Source organism: Halalkalibacter alkaliphilus (assembly GCF_023555415.1).
GTDB classification, from domain to species: Bacteria; Bacillota; Bacilli; order Bacillales; family Bacillaceae_D; genus Halalkalibacter; species Halalkalibacter alkaliphilus.
Map to the genome: position 1 here is coordinate 150,944 of NZ_JAKRYL010000006.1, position 20,347 is coordinate 171,290.

Annotated in this window: 15 protein-coding genes and 1 pseudogene; 4 read left to right on the forward strand and 12 right to left on the reverse strand. The window is 31.4% G+C overall.

Going from position 1 to position 20,347, the window contains the following annotated elements; translation table 11 throughout:
- Nucleotides 1-110: 110 nt before the first annotated feature.
- A pseudogene (locus tag MF646_RS07835) lies at nt 111-491 on the forward strand (LemA family protein); the annotation flags it as partial.
- 245 nt (nt 492-736) lie between these two features.
- Here MF646_RS07835 and MF646_RS07840 read toward each other — a convergent pair.
- On the reverse strand, nt 737-1,138 hold the full coding sequence (locus MF646_RS07840; RefSeq protein WP_250095934.1) for a hypothetical protein: 402 nt from the start codon (nt 1,136-1,138) through the stop codon (nt 737-739).
- The gene (locus MF646_RS07845) at nt 1,135-1,539 is read right to left on the reverse strand and encodes a hypothetical protein (protein WP_250095935.1); all 405 of its coding nucleotides are present in this window, start codon (nt 1,537-1,539) and stop codon (nt 1,135-1,137) included. The genes MF646_RS07840 and MF646_RS07845 overlap by 4 nt, the downstream gene beginning before the upstream one ends.
- Before the next feature lie 562 nt (nt 1,540-2,101).
- Here MF646_RS07845 and MF646_RS23395 point away from each other — a divergent pair.
- Nucleotides 2,102-3,331 (forward strand): DUF6161 domain-containing protein, encoded by a 1,230-nt coding sequence (locus MF646_RS23395; RefSeq protein ID WP_250095936.1) that lies wholly within the window; start codon nt 2,102-2,104, stop codon nt 3,329-3,331.
- Between the two features lie 990 nt (nt 3,332-4,321).
- On the opposite strand, the gene MF646_RS07855 is transcribed toward MF646_RS23395, so the two are convergent.
- From MF646_RS07855 to MF646_RS07885, 7 genes are all read right to left on the reverse strand, one after another.
- The gene (locus MF646_RS07855; protein ID WP_250095937.1) at nt 4,322-5,197 is read right to left on the reverse strand and encodes a hypothetical protein; all 876 of its coding nucleotides are present in this window, start codon (nt 5,195-5,197) and stop codon (nt 4,322-4,324) included.
- 454 nt (nt 5,198-5,651) lie between these two features.
- Nucleotides 5,652-6,953, reverse strand: coding sequence for a hypothetical protein (locus MF646_RS07860; RefSeq protein ID WP_250095938.1), 1,302 nt, complete (start codon nt 6,951-6,953; stop codon nt 5,652-5,654).
- Between the two features lie 651 nt (nt 6,954-7,604).
- The gene (locus tag MF646_RS07865; protein WP_250095939.1) at nt 7,605-8,285 is read right to left on the reverse strand and encodes a hypothetical protein; all 681 of its coding nucleotides are present in this window, start codon (nt 8,283-8,285) and stop codon (nt 7,605-7,607) included.
- The gene (locus tag MF646_RS07870) at nt 8,272-9,681 is read right to left on the reverse strand and encodes a hypothetical protein (protein ID WP_250095940.1); all 1,410 of its coding nucleotides are present in this window, start codon (nt 9,679-9,681) and stop codon (nt 8,272-8,274) included. Before MF646_RS07870 ends, MF646_RS07865 begins: the two co-directional genes overlap by 14 nt.
- Before the next feature lie 235 nt (nt 9,682-9,916).
- Nucleotides 9,917-11,179: a restriction endonuclease subunit S gene (locus tag MF646_RS07875; protein WP_250095941.1), complete on the reverse strand. Its 1,263-nt coding sequence runs from the start codon at nt 11,177-11,179 to the stop codon at nt 9,917-9,919.
- Nucleotides 11,169-12,743: an N-6 DNA methylase gene (locus tag MF646_RS07880; protein ID WP_250095942.1), complete on the reverse strand. Its 1,575-nt coding sequence runs from the start codon at nt 12,741-12,743 to the stop codon at nt 11,169-11,171. Before MF646_RS07880 ends, MF646_RS07875 begins: the two co-directional genes overlap by 11 nt.
- A 76-nt stretch (nt 12,744-12,819) precedes the next feature.
- A complete protein-coding gene (locus tag MF646_RS07885; RefSeq protein ID WP_250095943.1) occupies nt 12,820-13,044 on the reverse strand; it encodes a helix-turn-helix domain-containing protein in 225 nt (74 codons plus the stop codon).
- A 158-nt stretch (nt 13,045-13,202) separates the two neighbouring features.
- Here MF646_RS07885 and MF646_RS07890 point away from each other — a divergent pair, with 158 nt between their 5' ends.
- Nucleotides 13,203-13,409, forward strand: a complete 207-nt coding sequence (locus MF646_RS07890; protein ID WP_250095944.1) for a hypothetical protein — start codon at nt 13,203-13,205, stop codon at nt 13,407-13,409.
- Between the two features lie 95 nt (nt 13,410-13,504).
- On the opposite strand, the gene MF646_RS07895 is transcribed toward MF646_RS07890, so the two are convergent.
- Nucleotides 13,505-16,480, reverse strand: coding sequence for a type I restriction endonuclease (locus MF646_RS07895; RefSeq protein WP_250095945.1), 2,976 nt, complete (start codon nt 16,478-16,480; stop codon nt 13,505-13,507).
- Between the two features lie 212 nt (nt 16,481-16,692).
- Between MF646_RS07895 and MF646_RS07900 the strand changes: the two genes are divergently transcribed.
- Nucleotides 16,693-17,715, forward strand: a complete 1,023-nt coding sequence (locus MF646_RS07900; RefSeq protein ID WP_250095946.1) for a hypothetical protein — start codon at nt 16,693-16,695, stop codon at nt 17,713-17,715.
- A 279-nt stretch (nt 17,716-17,994) separates the two neighbouring features.
- Here MF646_RS07900 and MF646_RS07905 read toward each other — a convergent pair whose 3' ends face one another.
- Complete coding sequence (locus tag MF646_RS07905) at nt 17,995-18,687, reverse strand: hypothetical protein (protein WP_250095947.1); 693 nt, start codon at nt 18,685-18,687, stop codon at nt 17,995-17,997.
- The gene (locus MF646_RS07910) at nt 18,662-20,344 is read right to left on the reverse strand and encodes a site-specific integrase (protein WP_250095948.1); all 1,683 of its coding nucleotides are present in this window, start codon (nt 20,342-20,344) and stop codon (nt 18,662-18,664) included. Before MF646_RS07910 ends, MF646_RS07905 begins: the two co-directional genes overlap by 26 nt.
- Between the last annotated feature and the right edge of the window lie 3 nt (nt 20,345-20,347).

Sequence of the window (20,347 nt, forward strand, 5' to 3'; positions counted from 1 at the left end):
AACAGGCGAAAAACAATATTACATAACCTCTTAGCAAATACTAAAAAAATTGAAACCATTACCCAATGCACTGCGTAAAACATAAATATGTATTTGAAAGGAGATAAGAAATGGGCTTCCTCATCGCACTTGGTTTAATAATTGTTTTAGTTTTATTTTGGATCTCTAGTTACAACAGTTTAGTGAAATACCGCAATTGGGTGGAGGAATCCTGGGCTCAAATTGATGTTCAGCTAAAAAGAAGATTTGACTTAATTCCTAACCTTGTTGAAACCGTAAAAGGCTATGCTAAACATGAACAAGAAACATTAGCTAAAGTAGTAGAGCTTAGAAATCAAATTACTGCTCCCGGAAATAGCCGTCAAGAACAAATTGAAGCTAACAACGAGTTATCTGGTGCACTTAGGCAACTTTTTGCGTTGCGAGAGGCCTATCCAGATTTAAAAGCAAGTAGCAATTTCAATATGCTTCAGGAGGAACTTTCCGGAACTTTATAGGTACAAATTTGAAAGGTCAAAATCAATAAAGACTGTGCTTTATTAGTTATTTTATATTTCGCCCATGTAATGTGGTCAAAAAATGTACATAGTTAATTAACAAATTTTTCTTTATAACTGTTAAAAAGGATAGTTAGCAAATTGTTATCACTGCTAACTATCCTTTTTTATCATTAAGGACGTATTGGTCATTTTTGTCGTTTGTAAAGGTTAAATATCTTAGATTCACCTCTTGGCTATTATCCAAAGTACAAGCTAATTTTTCCTTCTTCTTTCGCAACCTTTATACATGTTTTAAAAAAACGAAGCAACTTTACTCTTTCTTCTTCAACATCGATTTGATTCGGGAATGCCGTCTCAAATAACCTAACAATAGGGTCTAATTTAGAGACTTCAGGTTGTTTAAAGAAATCAACATTTTTAACTTTCTTATAGGCTCTCATAATATCTTGATGACTGAAGGCTATCACTTCTTTATTTCCAGACCATTCACCATATGGATTTTCTAACCCTAAAGCTTCATATAAAAATTTAATATTTGGATTCCAGACTCCGTAACTGACTCCTCCCAGAGCGTGACCTTCGCTATTCTGAATTTCAACAAAAAACCCCATAACTACACTTCCTGTAATTTTATTCATTTTTCTTCCTTTTCAATTGATAAATCTACTTGTACGAAGCCTTTTGAATACCTAGCTAACTTCCCAATAGGTGTTTTGACTGTTTTAGTAGGTTCAAATCGTATTTCACCGGATATAATCTTGTGGAGGTGCCACCACCACTCTTCAATTGGTTTCTCTAATGTTATGAAGTTGTATTTTTTAGAAAGGTGGTTATAAACCGTTTCAACATTCTGTAAAAGTAGTAAATCCGCCTTCGATAGCTCAATTTTCTCAATATCCGTTAGTAAATTATTGTTTTTATACAATTCTGAACGGACATAAAAACTATAATATGTTTTTAATTCACATAAACCATTTCCATCCCTTATGTCTTCTGTTTCTAATCTGAAATTACGTATCATGTTTGACCAATCTTTCATTTAATTCACCCTTCTATCTAACAAAATTTAGTAACCATGTTGCAGAGGTTGCTTTTAGAACCATGTATTATACAAAAAATAGTTTTTATCATTCTCAAGATACTGTTTATCCAGTTTTAGAGGAACAATATACAACGATTTATTGATACCTGGATGAACAGCACAAGTACATTTAACTCCTTATATGCAGAATGGAACCCCCAAAAAAGAGGTTCCATTTTCGATAATTATTTTTTAAAACAATATTAAACCGAAATTAGGAACCAATGTCTGAAAATAAAAAGGCAAGTCTACTCTCCGAATACCTCCTTCTACAAACACCCTCCTCTGAGTACTATAGTCTTCAATTCTGGTTAATTGTATCAGGTTTTACCTTAAAGGAAAAGAGCTGCACTATAGTCAGTAGACCACTTGTGTAACAGTACTACGAAATAAACGCTTTAATGGAACTACAATATCAATCAACAAATTTTAATGGTTTAACTTTTTGAGAGAAGATAGACGGTTAATGTTGTATAATTAAATTGGAATAAAAATTATTAAATGGTTGGGAAGTGTCGATGTGGTTAACTTTACACCTGAAGTTGAAGAATATTTCAAGGATAAAAGAGTTGAGTTCACAAAGTATCCTGACGAAAGGATGGGTAAATATACTTCATTGGTTTCTTTTTATCGCTTTGTAAAAGCAGAAGTAGACTTTTGGTCAGAAGTTAAAAATTTAAATGATACTCCCAGTTTAAATCAGATTAAAAGTCATTTCACATCTATTTTATCTAACTTAGATACTATTCTTAAGCAACAAAATAACCCTGCAAATCATAACCACGTTATTAATTCACTCGATAATGCTATTAAGGGGATTAAAAAAGGGGAATTCCCTTGTGTTTTTTCAGAAACTACGATGGGAAACCTTATTTTAGTAAAATATAAAGAAGCACCATTAAAAGCAGAAGCTTTGTGTAATTATTTATTTAGAAGTTTGCGTAAAGGCAATCATTCTGACTTTAATTCCAACAACCTCTCAAAAAAAGAATTTATGGAAGGTCTATTCGAAGGTTTTTTATTTGAGAATCAATTCTCTTTTAATAATGATGAAATAAGCGCAACATTAGAAGCAAAAACTTCATTATTTAGTAATTTTCAAAACCAAGCTAACGAACTAATAAATACTTATACGAAGGAAACAGATAAAATTAAAGAGACAACAACAAAAGAAAGTGAGACAATAAAGGAGATTACAAACTCTTTTAATGAAAAAAGGAATGCTTTACTATCTGAAGCTAGGGAGCAGTTAGAAGAGTTAACTGTTCTCTATACTCAAAAGCTTCGTTTAGAGGGACCTGCAACTTATTGGGAAAAAACTGCTAACGATTATAATAAAAAAGGAATCATTTGGACATTTATAACATTGATAGTAGCTTTGTTTTTCATGACTGGGTTAGGTTTGCTTTTGTGGAATTTTCCGCAAATAGACTCTGCTCTTAATCTAAATTCGCTTAAATTTGCAATTGTACTAACTATTATTATTTCTACAGGAATTTTTCTTGTTAATTTTTTCATAAAGCTTTCCACAAGTGCATTTCACCTTTCGAGGGATGCTAATGAGAGATATCAACTGACTTTTATCTATTTATCTCTCCTTAAAGAAGAAGGCATTACTGATTCAGAACGAAATATAGTATTACAATCAATATTTAGTCGCGCGGACACAGGGTTGTTAAAAGGAGACAGTACTCCTGCGTTTCCAGACACCAGTATTATAGGACAAATATTAAAGCAACAATCCAAGTAAAAGTACATTCATTCTTTCTCATTCCAACAATAAAAAACTGAGCAGTAAAATGGTTTGAAAAGAAGGACACTTAAGGGCAGTGAGGGACAATGGAAGTTGAACCTTCAGCACCTTGTGCACTCCTTCTAGTCTATGAATTCCAAAGAATTGGTATGAGTTTTCCTAAAAGGATAGCCATGCCTTTCTTGGCAATGATTCCTAAGTTTATTTTAATATAAGTTTCCTTCTCCATCCCTCTAAGATAACCTAAGTTTTTATTAAAAATTAATAAAATTAATAAAATTATAAAATAATATTTTTCTTTGTAATCTCTTATGAAAAAACCTTGATTTGTGATGAATTCCAAGAAAGACTGAATTGAGTGCACGGTATATGCAATGTTCGATGTCGTATTTGAGAGATGGATATATCGTATATATGAGTGATTGCAGTGATTACATCATTTACCATTGGCATAACGGAAAAATTGAGAAGAAACAGATACAGGGTGATGTCGATGTGGAATCTATTTAGAAGAAAGCAGAAGAAGAAACAGGAATTTAAATACTTTGAAAAAGTTTCTCTTTTGTCTAGGCCAAGAGTAGAAATTAGGACGAAAACAGAGATTATTAATTTGGAAAATGGCAAGAAACTTTACAAGACAACGATACTGAACAAAATTTAATATAATTAGCCGAGTAAATAAGATTAATTGCAACAGAGAGCTTCTTATCATATCGAATAATAAGGGAAACTTCATCTACAATAGATTTGCATTAAAGATTACGTTAATATATAAAAAAGGTCCAAATTCGACGTAGTAAAAGAACCCTATGTTTGGATTCTTTTATAGGAAACTTAAAGCTTATTATATTACAATGGGGATTTAATTTGGAAAGTTCAGGTGATAAAAACTAAAAGGGGTTAAAGAATAACTACCGAGACAAAATTTTCTTTAATTCCATGCTCTCTTGTTTATTCACTTTCCCATTCCTTAATTAAGTAATCGGTTCATTGGAAATAAGGAGTGGAAATGAGCTCTTCCCCTCTTTTTCTCTCCCTATAATATCTAGTTCTTATTGTGTTGTAGGACACTCCAGAATATTTAGCTAATTCTTTTAATGTGTAGAGTTTTCCTCGAATGTTGATTTTAAGTGGTTGATTTCTCTTATTAATGGGTGCTATTAATACATTACCATCAAAGTATCTTCGGGCTCTACCTTCCAACGTACCTTTATTAATTCCATATTTCATTGCTATTTGACTTAGACTAAGTAGCTCACCCTTTACTTTAAAGATTCTTGTTTTTGGAATTATTCCCTTAGTATTTAGTATTCCCGTTTCGAACATGCCTGCTTTAACTCTTTGTTCTAAAATAGATATCGAAATACCTGACATTAATGATAACTCTAATAGGGAATATCTTCTCCCTTCAATATCTGTATCCACTTGGCATTCTATTTTTTTACATAACTCTTCTTTTGTTCTAGCACTTTCATGAATATAATTGTAATAAACATGAGCAACAGGAAAGTTAAAATATTCAGCCCACTCTGATAAGGTTTTAGTTACTTCATCTATTTCTAGATAATATGCAACTTGTTTACTAACCCCCCCTCTCTCAGGAATGTCCCATTTACAATTTTCAGGTTTGAAATCATTTTTATTACACTTTCTAACAATTGATAAATCTTCATGGTACCCGTTATTTATGGCCCATTGATAGAACATCAAAAAGTTATTTTTCCATTCATCACACATATTGATACCGTATCTACCACACTTACGATACCCTTTATAGTTAGGGTTATAACAAGATTGTTTCATTCTACTCCAAATCTTATATAGCCTAGTATGACTCAAGCCATGATTTCTTATTATTGACATTTAACTCCCCTCACTTATACAAGTTTCCTTTAAATTAACATATTGTTTATTTGGCATTATCCTTTTTAGTAGATTATTTAACAACTTTTTGTCTTTAGCCCAATACGCAAAGCCCGCCCCTCTTAATACTAGCTAACATATGAACAAGTTGCACAACTTTAGATGTTGATTACAGCCACAAAAATGTACCATCTCTGCCATGTTTTTTACCAGCAGTTGCCACCACGAAATTTACCACTTGCTGTCTAACGTGTTTACCAATAGATGCACGTCAACGATTTTGAAGTTAATAAGCCTAATCCTTCTGTACCGAAGAATTAGGCTTTAGTCTTCCGTGTTTACACCAATTATGGAATTTCATTTCCTATTGAACTATATCGTTGTACCATGCAGCAAATGACTGTGTTTCGTTAGCTAGTCTTTAAATAGACACTTTTTTACTTTAATTTATATTTTATGCTTTCAATAAGAGTTTATAATAGGCATCGTTTATTATATCTATAGGTTTTAATTTTTTATCAAGACGCTGTAACATTTTAATTATATCTTCTTCTTTTAAGACTAAAATCTTCTTACTATTACTACTAATAAGGGACCGAAAGATTTGTTCTTCACAATTTTCGTCACACCCTTTTCTAGAAACAATAATTGCTAAGTTTCCAAAGTATTTATTGTCTTCCAGATAATCTCTTACCCTTGATAAATCGTCTGAACTTAGGGGTTTCGAATAGTTCTTTGCATCAAAAAGTAGCATACGAACTCCGTTAAGTTCAAGTGCTTCTAAAAATTCATCGTTGCTATTATGATTTTTAATAACGAAATCTCTCCTAGTAATACCACCATGATTAGGAACTTGCATTTGTAAATCAAAACTATCAAAACTTTCTTGAAAACACTCTTTTAGGATTTTTTCAATCAACACTTCAAATGCATTTCCGTCAGAGTAGTCGAGATTAACTAGTTCGTATTGCAATCTTAATACTGTATCAGACATAGAATCTTCTTCAAATATATTAATTAAAGATAAGATGTTATCAAGTTTCATACGGGTTATTTTCTTTAAAAATAATACATCATGACTAAACACTCTAAAATCTGTAAAATGTGATATTAAATCGTACAAGTTTAGTATCTTATTAAAATTTGTATAATTACTTTTGTCAGCTTTGTTTGTAATAAGAGTACTTTTTCCAATTTTGGAATTAATTTTCACATCATTGTTGCCATCCAATTTGTCATCTATAGGGAAAACTATATAGTCTGAAGAAAATAGCGAAACTGGCAATGGCGAGTCCTGAAAAGAAATCTTTCGTGGTAAAAGACAAATATATTTATCTGTTTCAAAGCTATCAATTACTTTATAAAAGTCAGTAAGTACTCCATTAAAATACTTAGCAATTTCTTTAATTTTTACATTCTTTAATATCTCTTCAAAAAATATTTTAGCTAATCCTAATCTAATACGTTTTTCTGTATATTTTTCAGTATAAACTAGGTTTGAAGCGTATACTACCAATTCATTACCAGTGGGATTTCCGTTCTTAATATAACTACTTTTAGTTGAGGAGAAGTCAAAAGTAATATAACTTTCTCTATTAAGATTAGAATTATCAATCAGTTTCAATGAAAACTCGTCATACACTTTCCATTTTTGACCTTTTAAGATTTTTTTAATATCCTTCTTAATTGCTGTAAGTAAAGGTACTAATTCATTATTAAATTCTTCTTGGCTCATACAACCGAAACTCTTTGGCATCTTCGTAACCCCCTTTTAACCCAAACTCAATTCTAAATATTTTACCTTCTACAAAGGAAAATGAAAATCCTTCTTGAACTAATCTGCTTCAGTTGTTTAGCTTAATAAAGGTTTACAAAAAGGTAGGTCTAATAAAGCGCTTTTGTTGCACAATTTTTTAGTCTACTACGTAATGCAATAGTTAATCTAGTGTAGTGGTAAACAATCTGTCATTCATTGGTACACCTTTTGTCATTTGGTGGTAAATACTATGTCAGAGGTGGTACATTCCAGTGGCCGTAATCAGATGTAAACCCAAATTTTTCAGGGGGAGAAAAACTTATTTCATCATAAAAGTGTTTCTCTTTGTTTTTCGGTCTGAAAAAAGGCACAACCATTTATGGAGTTCGTAAATAAAAAAAGACCAAAACGTTATGTTTTGACCTTAGGTGCACATCATTTCTTGTTTCTAACCGATAGAAACAAAACAAAGAAAAAGGAATTGGAGAGTTTGATGACGTCAACCAGGATTTATATTCAGGTAGAATTTTCATTAATTAGATTTACATCATACTTTGCCAGTTAATTCTACATCGCAATATAAATTATGCACATAAGTAGTTATGCAAATACGAACCTTCAATGGCAGCATTCACCAACCACTGCTTAAAATCATTTATTATTGCTATTGGTTCCTCCTCCTAGCATTAACGAGAAATCCATCTTATCCAAATTTATTTCTTTCAATTTCTCTATTTCACCTTCTACAACCTTTAAATTGGAATCATATTGACTCATTTTTTCCCACAGCGAGATTATTTGTATATGTTTTTGCTCCTTTATCATACTATCAAATCCAACTTCAACTGCAGCCACACTACTTTGATATTCTAACATTGTATTAATCACAACAATTATAAGTTTGGTTAAAGATTGGTCACCAAAAAGATAAAGTTCGTGAGGATGAATTATGCTCTTCTCACAAAGAACATTCATTCGACTTAACAATTGAATACAATCTCTTGCTTGCGTTAGATATCTTTTAGTATATTCACTAGTATCATTATCTTTCAAAGGACGCTGCCACAAGTCCCTAAACTCTGTCAATCCTGTGTTTAATTGACCAATTAATAAAAACTTATCTTTTTCGAAAGAATTTTTTTGGGTTATATATTGAAGAGCAATGAAGATTATTCCTATACCAGCAAGCATATTTCCAATGTAACTTAATTTTTCCCAGCCATCCCATTCCCAAGAGTAAAAAATAATGATAACAATAAGAACTATCAATAAAACTATCATTGTACTTGGTCTTCTAATCATAATCGGTGACTTATCTTTAAACCACTTCATTTACTATGGAACCTTCTTTACTACATTGACTTTTTATTTTTCTGAAAATCCCCTGAATCAATTCATTCATCTCTTCTAGCGTATACCTATACTTTGTGGCTAGTATCTCGTTTGATATCGGTTGCTCATTCGACTTTTCATCTTTCAAGCAATAACTAAGAATTTCAAGCTCTTCTCTTGTGCATACTTCCGCAGCAACAGCCATACATTTATCTCTATTGAATAGTAATTCAAAGTAATCTATATCTCGGTCAACCAAAGTCGGATACACCGATAAGTAACCTGCCCATTTATTTAATACATCACCTTTTAAGTCATATCCACCAAACCTGTCTTTTTTTAGCACTAAATGTAGCACAAGCTTACCCAAGACATCTTTATCTATATCTGAAATGAAATTTAAAAAAAGAGGTTCAAATGCGGGTATTCTACCGTAAAATGCCTTTCTCCTAAAAAATAATAGTTGAAAAGCTCTTCTTTCAGCTTTATTCATTTTATCTTTATATCTCTTATATTCTTCTCTACAAAACCAATCTAAGAAGTCCAAATATGCTTCTTCAGCATCCATGCAAATTAAATCAAAAGCATCATTTCTAGATGCTGTGTTTTCAATTATCCATTGAAGATTGCTTAATTCACCATGTACTTCAAATTCCTGTTTATGAAAACTATCGCCACCATCTAGCTCCTCAAAATATCTGATTACTCTTTGCAGTAAAAGTTGATAACGCATATGGTCAAAGTCCTTAACCAAAGAAATTGCTTCTTCATGAAAGCCTTGTTTCACCAACTCGTTATCCAATTCCTTAGCTTTTTGTATTAATGTTTGAAAAGATTGAGCTTTCAGCTCTTTGGTCAATTCAGGTATTTTTTTCTTGACTTTGAAATAATATTTAAGCTTTTTCCCCAACGATAAATTTTTAATTTCTTCATCCAAAGCTGATTCTATCATTGTCTCAAACTTTTTTTCGATATCTTCAAACTCAAGGAGAATCATTTCTCGAAATTCAAAATAAGCCTCTTCAGACATAGGCACGATAAACCTGTTTTCTCTTTTAAGCAATGCTTTTTCAATTAATTCATTCATTTCCGTTTGTAACATTTGGTCATCACCTTTTGAATGAGTAACCTTTTGTTCAAAGGTAATTAGTTTCTTTTCAAGCAACATTTTTAAATCAATGTCTCTTCTTCTTATTAAATTATCGGTACCATAAATCGTGTTAAATTTAAGTAAAAGCCAAAATAATCTAATTTGTTCGACAGAGAAACCTTTAAGATATTTCTGCAGCGCTCTTGGCATCCCTTCAAAGTCTGGTATTTTCATTCCAAATTCAACATGTATCTGTTCTCCTGTTAATTCATCAGTAGCAGTCAATTTAATAGGGATTGGTTTCATAATCATCACCACATTTGATTAGTATTATCCTATTATTTTACCCTATATCAATTAATCAAGGAACCAACTCGCACATTTATAATGTTCTAATTACAACGGAACGAATGTTTGTTTTTTTAGAAATTGAAAAACTGAGTGCCTTAAGAGGAACTCAGTTTTCATTTTGGTTACTGAATAAACTACAAATAGAGCAGATGAACACTCTATTTTTCTTAATCATGTTATTCAGTTTATTTTATTTAATTAATTTCTTCATGAGTAAATCTCGTTGTTCCATTAATATCCCATTCTCTCGACCAAGTAAATTAATTTTATCATAAAGAAGACCAACTTCTGAATCATATTTTAATAGTACATCATCTGGAGGGATATTTAGATTTATATTTTCCAGAACCCTTGTTAATAATAAGTTTTTAATTCCACTTGTTTTACCTTCATAATGAAAGAAAACACCTCTATTATAAAGTTTATTCATAACAGCATTTAGAAATGTCGAATGGTTAGGATTCTTAGGTCTTATTACTTTAGAGAAGTTTGAACAAAACAACGGTTTTTCAAGAGAGGTTAGAATACTATCTCTAATTAGAATTGTCCTACCTGTAGATTGTGTAGGGCTTCCACCAGATGCTTCAATTACTATATCCCCATTTATTAATTCCTTTGCTTTCTTCTTGCTGTAATTTACATACCTAATAGGCGTACTACGGATATCTCCCTTATTCCAGCCAGGTATATCAGCACCTCGTATACAGAGAACCTCTGACAAACCTTCAAGTTGCTCATTTTCTCCCCAGTCCCCTGTCAGAGTGTCTGATACCAAGTACCCAATTGGTTTACGTATCCAGCCTTCGGGAACCTTCTTATCGTTACTTATAAGAATTTCACCACCGTTATCTTTATAAGGCAGACCCTTAGCATTAGGAAAATTAAAGTCCACGAACCATTTATCATATAGCAATTCTAAATATTCCTGAGTTAAGGCTATTATTTCATTGTTTTTCTCTATTTTTTCATCGAATACACTAAGCTTTGAGGCTATATCCTTTTGCTCTGCTAAAGAAGGTAATGTCACTCCAACCATTTTTAAAGCCTCTTCATTAACACGTTTTCTACCTGATGTACCAGTCATTAAATTTATAGCGCTCGTCCGAAATCTTGAAGATATGGTTAGATAATATAAGTAATCTTCGTTAATCTTATCTTTTTTTGCACGTAAAACAATAAATTCAGTAGAACCAAACGCAACTTCACCATCATCTAATATTGAAACTTGAGCTGTTTTTCCATTTTCTAGTGAAGGGGTTATCCTCGCAAGTAATACATCCTTATTCCTAAATTTAGAACCACCAGCAAAAGGCTTTAATTCATACCCATTAATCTTCCTGGTATAAACCTCCAAGTTGTCCATTAGTATTTTTTTTGCAACTTGATTTTTCTTCAATTTTTCAGTTGGGTCTAAATCAATAACCTCAGATAATTTGAAGACCTTATCTGTCATTATTATTTTCACCCCTTAAGCTTTTAAAGAGTTTATCATCCAACTCTTTTGACTCTGTTAACAAGTTAAATAATTTATCTTTTAAGAAAAGTATACGGTCATCTAAATTCTCGTCTACTTCATCCTCTTTTAACTCTACATATTGACCTGCTTGAATGAAGTATCCATTCTTTCTTATGTCACTGTTATCAGCTAAAACTGAAAACTCTACCTCTTCTTTTCTATTCTTAAAATAAGTTATGATTTTATTTACTTCTTGGTCAGAAAGAAGAATTCTTTGATTGTTATCAACTTTTGTTTTAGTTCCCAAGTTAGATGCATCTAACAACATAACTTTTTCGTCTGTCTTTGTTCTGTCTAAAAAAAGTATACTAACAGAAGTAGGTGTATTAGCGAATATACTAGACGGCATATGGACTACACCTCTAAGCATATTTTTATCAATTAACTCTTTTCTTATTTTTAAAGGAATACCCGCAGCAGCTGTAACAAATCCTGTAGGCACTACTATTGCAGCTTTCCCCTTCTCAGAAAGAGAGGAAATAATATGCTGAAGAAACATAAGATATATTGCCATACTGTCTTTCTTTTTCTTTGGGATTGTAGGAACTCCAGCAAAGAAGCGTTTATGCCTATCTGTTTTAGCTTTTTCTACCATAGCGCTAAAGTCCATGTTAAAAGGAGGGTTACTCACAATATAATCAAAAGTTTTAAGTTCACCACTACTAGATAAATGAGCTGGATTTGTTACAGTATTACCTTCAATTACATTGTTTAATGAGTGTGTTAATTTGTTCAGAATTAAATTAATTCTTAAGAACTGAGTTGATTTTTGAGAAATATCCTGTGAGTAGATAGAACACTTGTCAGTTCCAATTTTATTTGCCATAGACAGTAGTAAGGTTCCCGACCCCGCTGATGGGTCGTAAACAGATACATTTGATACTGGTTTATCATCATATAGAATATCAGCCATAATATTACCTGCAAACAAAGGGGTAAAATATTCGGCATATTTACCAGAGTCTTTATTGTAGTCTTTGATAAGATATTCAAATATTGTGGAGAAATAATCAAAACCACCATCATAAATTCCTGTAAACTGATACTGATATAATATGTTAATTACTCTTTTGGCTAATTCATATTCTTTGTTCTCGTCTCTTATATATGAAGCTAGTGGTTCAAATAATGATTGTTTTTTACCGGTTACGGTTTCTATAGCATAAACATCTTTATTCATGTCACTAATTTCTTTAAGAGTTTTATCTAAAATCTGATGAAAGTCATCTTTATTTTGTTCATGATACAAATTTTTAAGTAAATGTTTTTCTTTCATCTTGGCGGTATTGGAATCCGCGAACTCTACAAATTCATCAAATGATTCTGTTTTATCTTCCCTATTCTCAAAATCATAAACTAATTTGTCATTCAAAAATTTATAAGTAAAGAGTTCACCAATTATTTTATACTCATCACCGGTATTACTAAGACCTAAATCAGAACTCATTGCTTTTAGGTCATCTATCATATCCTTTACCTTATCCAAATAATCTACCTGCATAACTTCCTCCTAAGACATTCTTTCTCCTATAGTATTTTATCACCTAGCCTACTTGATTGCATTACAGAAAAACAAATTACAAGTACTTAACCTCTATCTCCTCAATAAGAGTACTTGGTTTAACATCTAGTGCTTTAGCTAAAGTAAATAATGAGTTAATAGTTGGCTTTCTCTTCCCTCTTTCTAATAAGCTAATATACGTTCTATCTAATCCGCACTTAAGAGCTAAAGCTTCTTGAGAGAGCTCCACCTTATTTCTATATTTTTTAAGTATCAACCCAAAATCTGCCTCTATAGTCATAGTATTCCTCAATTCATTAATTTTCTTTAATGAAATTTTCATACCTTTGTTACAAATAGTCCACGGACTATAGTATTCACACTTGCTTCAACTATAAGATTCGTGCTATATTTTATTTGCACCGCAGACTATAGTACTCAAAAGAGGTGGAGACTAAAATGAATAACTTATTAATAAATAACCTTATTCAAGAATTGGAGAAGCAACAACTAACAAAAAATGAACAATTAATGTTACAAGTATTGAAAATGTTAGCTTTAAACCGCGTATTTGATACTTCAAGTGTTTTATTTGATGTTAAGACTGATATAAAATATTTCTGGTTACGTTTAAATAAACTAGAAGATAAAGTATTCGAAAATTAACATCAAAAAGATAGACAGCCTAAACAAAAGACTGTCTATCTCAAATCAATCTCGTTATTATGATAATTTTGTTTTTTAAAAAAATTAATTATAAATTAGCCCTGTTTAAATTTATAATCAGTAAAGAGATATAAAATATCCTCAACCTCTTCTAAATTCATCGCTATTCCTTTTTCTTTAAATGCGTCACGTACTGGGCGCTTTAGTTCTCGAAAGATTATATTCTGTGTAGGTTGATGAATGTTCCCAATTAATTCATCTATTTTCTTAATTATCAATTTCATAATCTCGAAAGTACTTAAATCACTTAAAATTTCGCGATACTTACTTTTAATACGTTTGTGTATCCTCATATATGCGTCATCACCATTATATCTCGATGTCAAGGTGTTATTGGATGCACTTAAGATTAGTATATCATTATATAGAGCATCTAAATCTTTTAAAATTTGTGTAATCTGATGTGTACTACTTGTTTCATTTCTAAATGAGCGAACTATCTCTTTATATCTATTTTGAAGTTCTATGAATGCATCATCATCTTGGTCATTATTAGAAGAAAATGCATTTCGTACATTAGTTACCCTTTCTAAAATATCATTTTCTGTTGTAAAAGCTAAGTCAATTTCATTAACCCTTAAAAATTCAATTATTAGGTTTTGTAAATCGACATCTGTAATATCGTTATCGTTATCGTCATCATCCAATACACGCTCTGCGACTTTCAAATTAATTCTATTAGACACCTCAATAAGTGCTTTACTTATTCTCTCAATAGGAATATCAGAAACATCCTCATGAGCCATCCTAAGCTCGTTATAACATTCTTTATACTCAGTTAAACTTGCCTTAATTTCTCGTAATACATTCTCATTTAGAGGCTGAAGTTGAGACTGAAACATTTCCAAATTGCTCAAGTCGTAGCTAAACAATGCATTCTCTATGTTTACAATTTTTTCTTTTACCTTTTCTTTATCAATAAATATCTCCTCAATATCGTTCCCATCTTCCCCAATGTCCTCTTTTAACTCTTCTAAATATCTTCTATTTGTTTCTTCATATTCCTCAGTTATATCAACGAAATCAACAATGTATCCATACTTTAACTTTTTATACGGGCGATTCACTCTAGCAAGTGTTTGTAGTAGACTATGTTTTTTATTCTCTCTCAATAAATATAGTCTTTTTAATCTAGATGCATCAAAACCAGTGAGCAGCATATTATAAACAATAACACCACTGTATTCGCTTTGAATTTCATTATTATTTTCTTTATTTCTCTTCCCCCGAAATTCCTCTTGCTTATCTTTATTCCCTTCCTCATCATAGAGTACAAGGGCAGTTTTAAGCGAACCTTCTTGAGTAAACCAATCTTGGATTTTTCTAGCTTGTTCTGAAGATGATGATACAATCATAAATCCAAGAGTAGGGTCTTCTTGTATTTCTTTAAATTGTTCAAAGTCATCTTCAATATATTTACACAAAGTATCAACAAACTGGTCCGATTGGGTCACAACTTCCCATTCTTTTTTGGAGATTTTTTCATCTTCTTTCATATCCAATACCCTACGTACATCTCTCTTAAAATAAGTAGCAATATCCTCTTTCTTTATTTTTAGTGTATATCCATCGGCAATAGATTTATTATAATAATACTTGTGAATATAACTATCAAATAAATCAGTCGTTTTAAATTCTTCTTTCAATATCGGGGTACCTGTTAAGCCAATATATATTCCATTTGGGTCAGCACCTAATAAGTTTGCTAAAAAAGTTCCCTTCGGTTTATAGCCTCTGTGAACTTCATCAAGAAAATATATTCTTTGTATATCATGTTCCAGCTCAAGTTCCACAGTTGAATCCTCTGAAAACTTTTGTATATTAATTACATTCATTGTTTGTGAACTAGTTGAAGCAACTACAGGTGACTTGAGATTCTTTGCGAAAGCTTCTTTTGAATCTATATTAGCTATAGTCATTCCTCGACTTGAAAATTCATCAGAGGCTTGAAATAACAGGTCCAATCTATCTACTACAAAATAGAATTTTGTTATTTTCTTTTGTTTTTGAAAATAATCACGTAAAACATTAGAAGAAAAAAATGCTAGGGCTGTTTTTCCTGACCCTTGTGTGTGCCATATTACTCCCCTTCTCATACCTTTGCTAAGTTTCTTTTCAAGTTCTTTAATGGCAAAATATTGTGGATACCTCATTATGTGCTTCTCTAACCCTGCTCTTTTTGAATCAACATAAACAATGCCATATTTGATAAAGAAAACCAGACGCTCAATAGAAAATAGTGATGTTACAAATTTATTGGCGTGGGTATCAGGCCTTAAATTTGTTTTAAATTCATTTGTATCCTTGATTGAGATTAGATTGTTATCAAGTAATATCTCTTCTACTAAATCTTCAGCTATAAAATCATTGACTGCTATCTCATTTTCTTCTCTAAAATTATTGAATGAGGCCTTAGTACCATTTGGTGTCGTATAAAAGCTGCCTTGAAGTTTTATACGTGAATCATCATCGTATGGCATATTATTGCTAAATCCTATTACTTGAAATTGATTGAAAAAGTGTAAAAAATCTTGTACACCTAGCCTGTACCTCATTCTCGAGAATTCAGCTTGTACTCCGTTTTGGTTATTTGGTTTCTTCACTTCCAAGAATCCGATAGGTATTCCGTTAATAAGTATTGTAATATCAGGTCTGAATTCTTCTCTTTCTCCCTTGAAACGTAATTCACTCACTACTCTAAAATCGTTTCTCTCCGGTCTGTTAAAATCAATTAGTTTAATTTGGCTATAAGTAGTTATCTTTTCAAAGAATGCTTTACCTTTGTCTCGTGTATTATCTGTCAAATCAGCTATTTCCTTTATAAGACCTTCTAAGACATTATCACTGTAATCCTTAGAATTTAACTCTCTAATGGATTCCTTAAACACGTCTACAAATATATTATTTCTGTTGTCGATTTCAGCACCCTTTTTACTTTGATATTTATAGCCCAACCTAATAAAATGCAATATTACGGGTAACTTTACTCTTGAATCTTCATTATGTATCATACTAAGTTTTCCCCCTTTTATTTGTATTACTACTTAGGAATAATAGACTACTCTAAAAATCATTTTACCATATTGTGGATTTTAATTGAGACCATCTCACAACTTAATTTTTCTAAAGTATGAGAAATTTTATAAAACTCATTTTTTTCTACTTCGTATTGGAATAATTGCATTATATTCTCTAATATAGAATTAACCTAAGGAGGGATAACTTGAATAATTTTGAAGAAAATAAACACTACGACCCGTTTGAAAGAATGCGATTCACTTATGATGTTTGTTTTTTATGTGGCACTTCACTAAATGATGCGAACAATTCAGAAGAACATGTATTTCCCAAGTGGCTTTTAGACAATTACAATCTATGGGATGAAAAAATAACTCTTTTAAATGGAACTAAAATTCCATATAGATTACTTAAAATTCCCTGCTGCACCGAATGCAATAATAACAACTTATCATACGTAGAAAATACTATTAAAAGGGGATTAGATGAGGGATATAAAAGCTTCTCACAACTTGATAAAAAGGTGGTTTTCCAATGGATATCTAAGGTATTTTATGGACTAATTTTCAAAGAATTGTCTTTAGCTCACGATAGAAGCAACCCTTCAATCGGCACAATCACAACACCAGAACTCTTAGAAGAATACAAAATGACACACACATTTCTACAGTCTGTAAGATACCCAACAGAATTTAAAGAATTCCAGCCCTGGTCTATACATATTCTAGAGGGGCAAGAATCCGAAAATCAAAAAATATTCAACTATGTCGATGGATTAAACACACTAACTTTCTCTATTAATTTAGGAAAAGTTATTATAATTGCCCATTTACAAGACAATGGTATACATCAAGTTGAAAAAGAAGATTATTTCAACAAATTACAAGGTAGTAAACTGCATAACATTCAATTTTTAGAGATAGCTACCAAAAGTGCTTATAGTAATTACTTATTACGTCACTCACCGAATTATATGCTTCAGATTCCTAATGATGAAAATGAGCCTCTTAGAATTTATAGTTTGTCAAAATCATATTACTTTGATGAATGGGATGAATTTGAGTATGCAAAAATCTTTCATCACTATTTATCCCAATTTTATGAAATTGACTTTGAAAGTGTCTACTCTGTTAAAAATCAGAAGTGTGTAAGCTTTATTAGAAATGAGGATGGTAGTTTTCATGATATTCCTGTAGATGCAAAAATAACTTTTAAAAAGTATGAATAATCGTTCAAAAACAACGTCAGAAATCCTTAAAAGTTGAGAGAGAAGGTAGTGTAGAAGTGATAAAAGGAGGACATTTGATTGTACAACGGAGATAAATGCTGCCTCTGGTAAGACTATTTACAAAATTGATTATAGTTTAATTCCCTAAATCGGTAGTAAGGCGTTTCTGTTATTCCAGAAACGCCCCAACCTAAGAAAGTTAAAAAAGTAGACCCTCTTTAGAGAAAATCTCTTTGTTGATAACTACTATTTTTATTGATAATCCAAGTAACCAAACTTTTATTTTTTTCGAAAGCGGTCTGAAAACTTAGATATTTTTTCATTATTGGAAAAGGGCAAAACTTTCGGTTCTTCTAGCGTTTTATTCTTTTTTTCAAACTCAAGAAATGCAACTGGGGAGCTAAATACAGTTTTCATTGCATAATCAGTTCTTTTCTCTATTTCATCATTAGAAATGTCTGATAAGATTCTTGACAGTCTATATACTAGTCCCTGTAATTTATCATTTTTTTCTTCGGCTTCTTGTAAAGTGGTCTTAGTTTTATGAAGATTTTCTTCAAGAACCGAAATCTTTTTTTCTAACTTTTCTTCTATTTCTATTGATTTATGAAACTGTTTCTCCATAAAAATGAGATGTTTTAATAAGTCATCTTTGTCTTTATATTTCTTATTAACTAAATCTACCACATTTGGAACTCTAATTTCTCTTCCTTTTGAAATTGATACTGTTTCACTAAAAATCTCATTTGCTTTTTCGACTTCTAGCCTACCAGGGCGACCACTTTTTCTCCAAAAAGAATCCGATGTGGAAGCGGATATTTCCCCTTCAGCATAAAGTTGATTTGAATAACGATGAATATCCGAGAAGTTAATGTTACCCATTGGTTGGACATTCTCTTTATATTTCTTAATAACTTTCTTTATTTCACCTTCAGACAGCTTCGGCTTACGACCAGCGGACTTGTTCGCCATCTAAAACCTCTCCCCCTCCTAATTTAGAGCATAGTAGTGCCAACTTATATATTTCACTTTGTAGAGCATTAGATTTGCTTCTAACTTTGTTGAATAGACCAGAATCTCTCCTAGATAATTCGTCACTTACAATTTGCTTGTTTATGTTACGAATTGTTGCTGTTAGCTCGTTGATATTATTTTTCTTTGCAAGTATATCAGACCTTATTTTTTCTTTGTTCTCAATATATTCTTCTGTAGAAATCCCCCAATGTGAACAAAAATAACATAGTTTACTTTCACATCTCTGTTCTACATCTTTACAATGCCCTACTTTCATCTTCCTTTTAAAGGAGCTGTTGTTATAATCATAAGCTTTAAGTTTAACCTCGTCTGGAATTGTTCCAGTTTGCATAGTTACAATTTTTGAGTTTTTTATTTTTTTCATCAGTCTAAAAACTTCGCAATCAACCCAGTACTCTGTATGACCGCTGTAATGGTATTGTGCTTTTATAGTTTGATGACCACCCAATCTTGCTATTTCCACAGGAGAATATCCTTGCATCATTAGTGAGACAAATGCAAAGTGTCTAGTATCGTTGGGTAAAACCTGATATTCCTTTGATATCTGACAAGCATACTTTGTTTCCATCACTTTATAAAACCTTTTTATTAATCTATCCAAATTAAGGGATTTAAATTGATTTAGGTTTTTAGTTACAAATGCCCTATTAGATGCCCCCCCATGTATAATAGAACGATAAGAAATTAATGTATCAGTATGCCCAAATCTATTCGTCAATTCGATATAAAGTTTAATTAATTCGTACATTTCCTCATCAATTAGTAACTTATCTGGGATTTGTATTCTCTTTGTATTTTTCAACTTATTCCTTGGCAATCTAATATAATACTTACCACCTTCATCTGAAATACAGTCTCTTTTTATTAAGCAGAATTCAGTTGGACGTATGGGAATAACATTCGTTAGTCTCCACCATATAATTAATGGGAAAATGAGAAACACTTCTTTATATTTCGAATCCTCATTAAAAGCTTCATCTAGAACTTTATCAAAATGCTTTTCTAAATAGTACGAAAACGAAAGTACATATTTTGAAGGAGGAAGTTGTCTTATATTTGATTCATAAGGTATTTTACTTTTCAATTGGACTAGGCTAGGAACATAATCATCAGCAATTTCTATATCTGTGTAGTCAAAAAAATTACAAATTGAATTAATCATATCTACTTTATATTTATTGCTATAATCACTATGTTCAATAAATTTCAATAATGTAATCTTCTTATCTACTTTAAATCCTTTCGTCAGCTCGAATCCTTTTAAGAAAAGAATTAGGGACGTAGTTGCACCTTTCTTATACTTATCAATAAGGTTAACAATCCAACATTTAACCATTTCTTTAAAAAACAACGGTAAACTAGGATTGAAAGCTGCTGAATCTAATAAATTGAAGTCAAATGCTTTAAAATTTTCATTGTACTGTATTTGGGTTACTTCCCAATAATCATCTTCAAAATCTCCCTTAATCCAACGATTTTCTACAACTAATCTATCAATTATTTTTTTTGCTTCATTAACACTCTCTTCGATTTGAAATTCTTCATCCGAAAAAACATCTATATCAATCTCCACTTCAGTTTCAATTATTGACATTAG

What these genes read in the sequence shown, in the direction of transcription:
- MF646_RS07860 (WP_250095938.1), bottom strand. Translation starts at nt 6,953, where the DNA reads ATGCCAAAGAGTTTCGGTTGTATGAGCCAAGAAGAATTTAATAATGAA.
- MF646_RS07890 (WP_250095944.1), top strand. Translation starts at nt 13,203, where the DNA reads ATGAATAACTTATTAATAAATAACCTTATTCAAGAATTGGAGAAGCAA.
- MF646_RS07845 (WP_250095935.1), bottom strand. Translation starts at nt 1,539, where the DNA reads ATGAAAGATTGGTCAAACATGATACGTAATTTCAGATTAGAAACAGAA.
- MF646_RS07905 (WP_250095947.1), bottom strand. Translation starts at nt 18,687, where the DNA reads ATGGCGAACAAGTCCGCTGGTCGTAAGCCGAAGCTGTCTGAAGGTGAA.
- MF646_RS07885 (WP_250095943.1), bottom strand. Translation starts at nt 13,044, where the DNA reads ATGACTATAGAGGCAGATTTTGGGTTGATACTTAAAAAATATAGAAAT.
- MF646_RS07875 (WP_250095941.1), bottom strand. Translation starts at nt 11,179, where the DNA reads ATGACAGATAAGGTCTTCAAATTATCTGAGGTTATTGATTTAGACCCA.
- MF646_RS07855 (WP_250095937.1), bottom strand. Translation starts at nt 5,197, where the DNA reads ATGTCAATAATAAGAAATCATGGCTTGAGTCATACTAGGCTATATAAG.
- MF646_RS07895 (WP_250095945.1), bottom strand. Translation starts at nt 16,480, where the DNA reads ATGATACATAATGAAGATTCAAGAGTAAAGTTACCCGTAATATTGCAT.
- MF646_RS07840 (WP_250095934.1), bottom strand. Translation starts at nt 1,138, where the DNA reads ATGAATAAAATTACAGGAAGTGTAGTTATGGGGTTTTTTGTTGAAATT.
- MF646_RS07870 (WP_250095940.1), bottom strand. Translation starts at nt 9,681, where the DNA reads ATGAAACCAATCCCTATTAAATTGACTGCTACTGATGAATTAACAGGA.
- MF646_RS07880 (WP_250095942.1), bottom strand. Translation starts at nt 12,743, where the DNA reads ATGCAGGTAGATTATTTGGATAAGGTAAAGGATATGATAGATGACCTA.
- MF646_RS07865 (WP_250095939.1), bottom strand. Translation starts at nt 8,285, where the DNA reads ATGAAGTGGTTTAAAGATAAGTCACCGATTATGATTAGAAGACCAAGT.
- MF646_RS07910 (WP_250095948.1), bottom strand. Translation starts at nt 20,344, where the DNA reads ATGTCAATAATTGAAACTGAAGTGGAGATTGATATAGATGTTTTTTCG.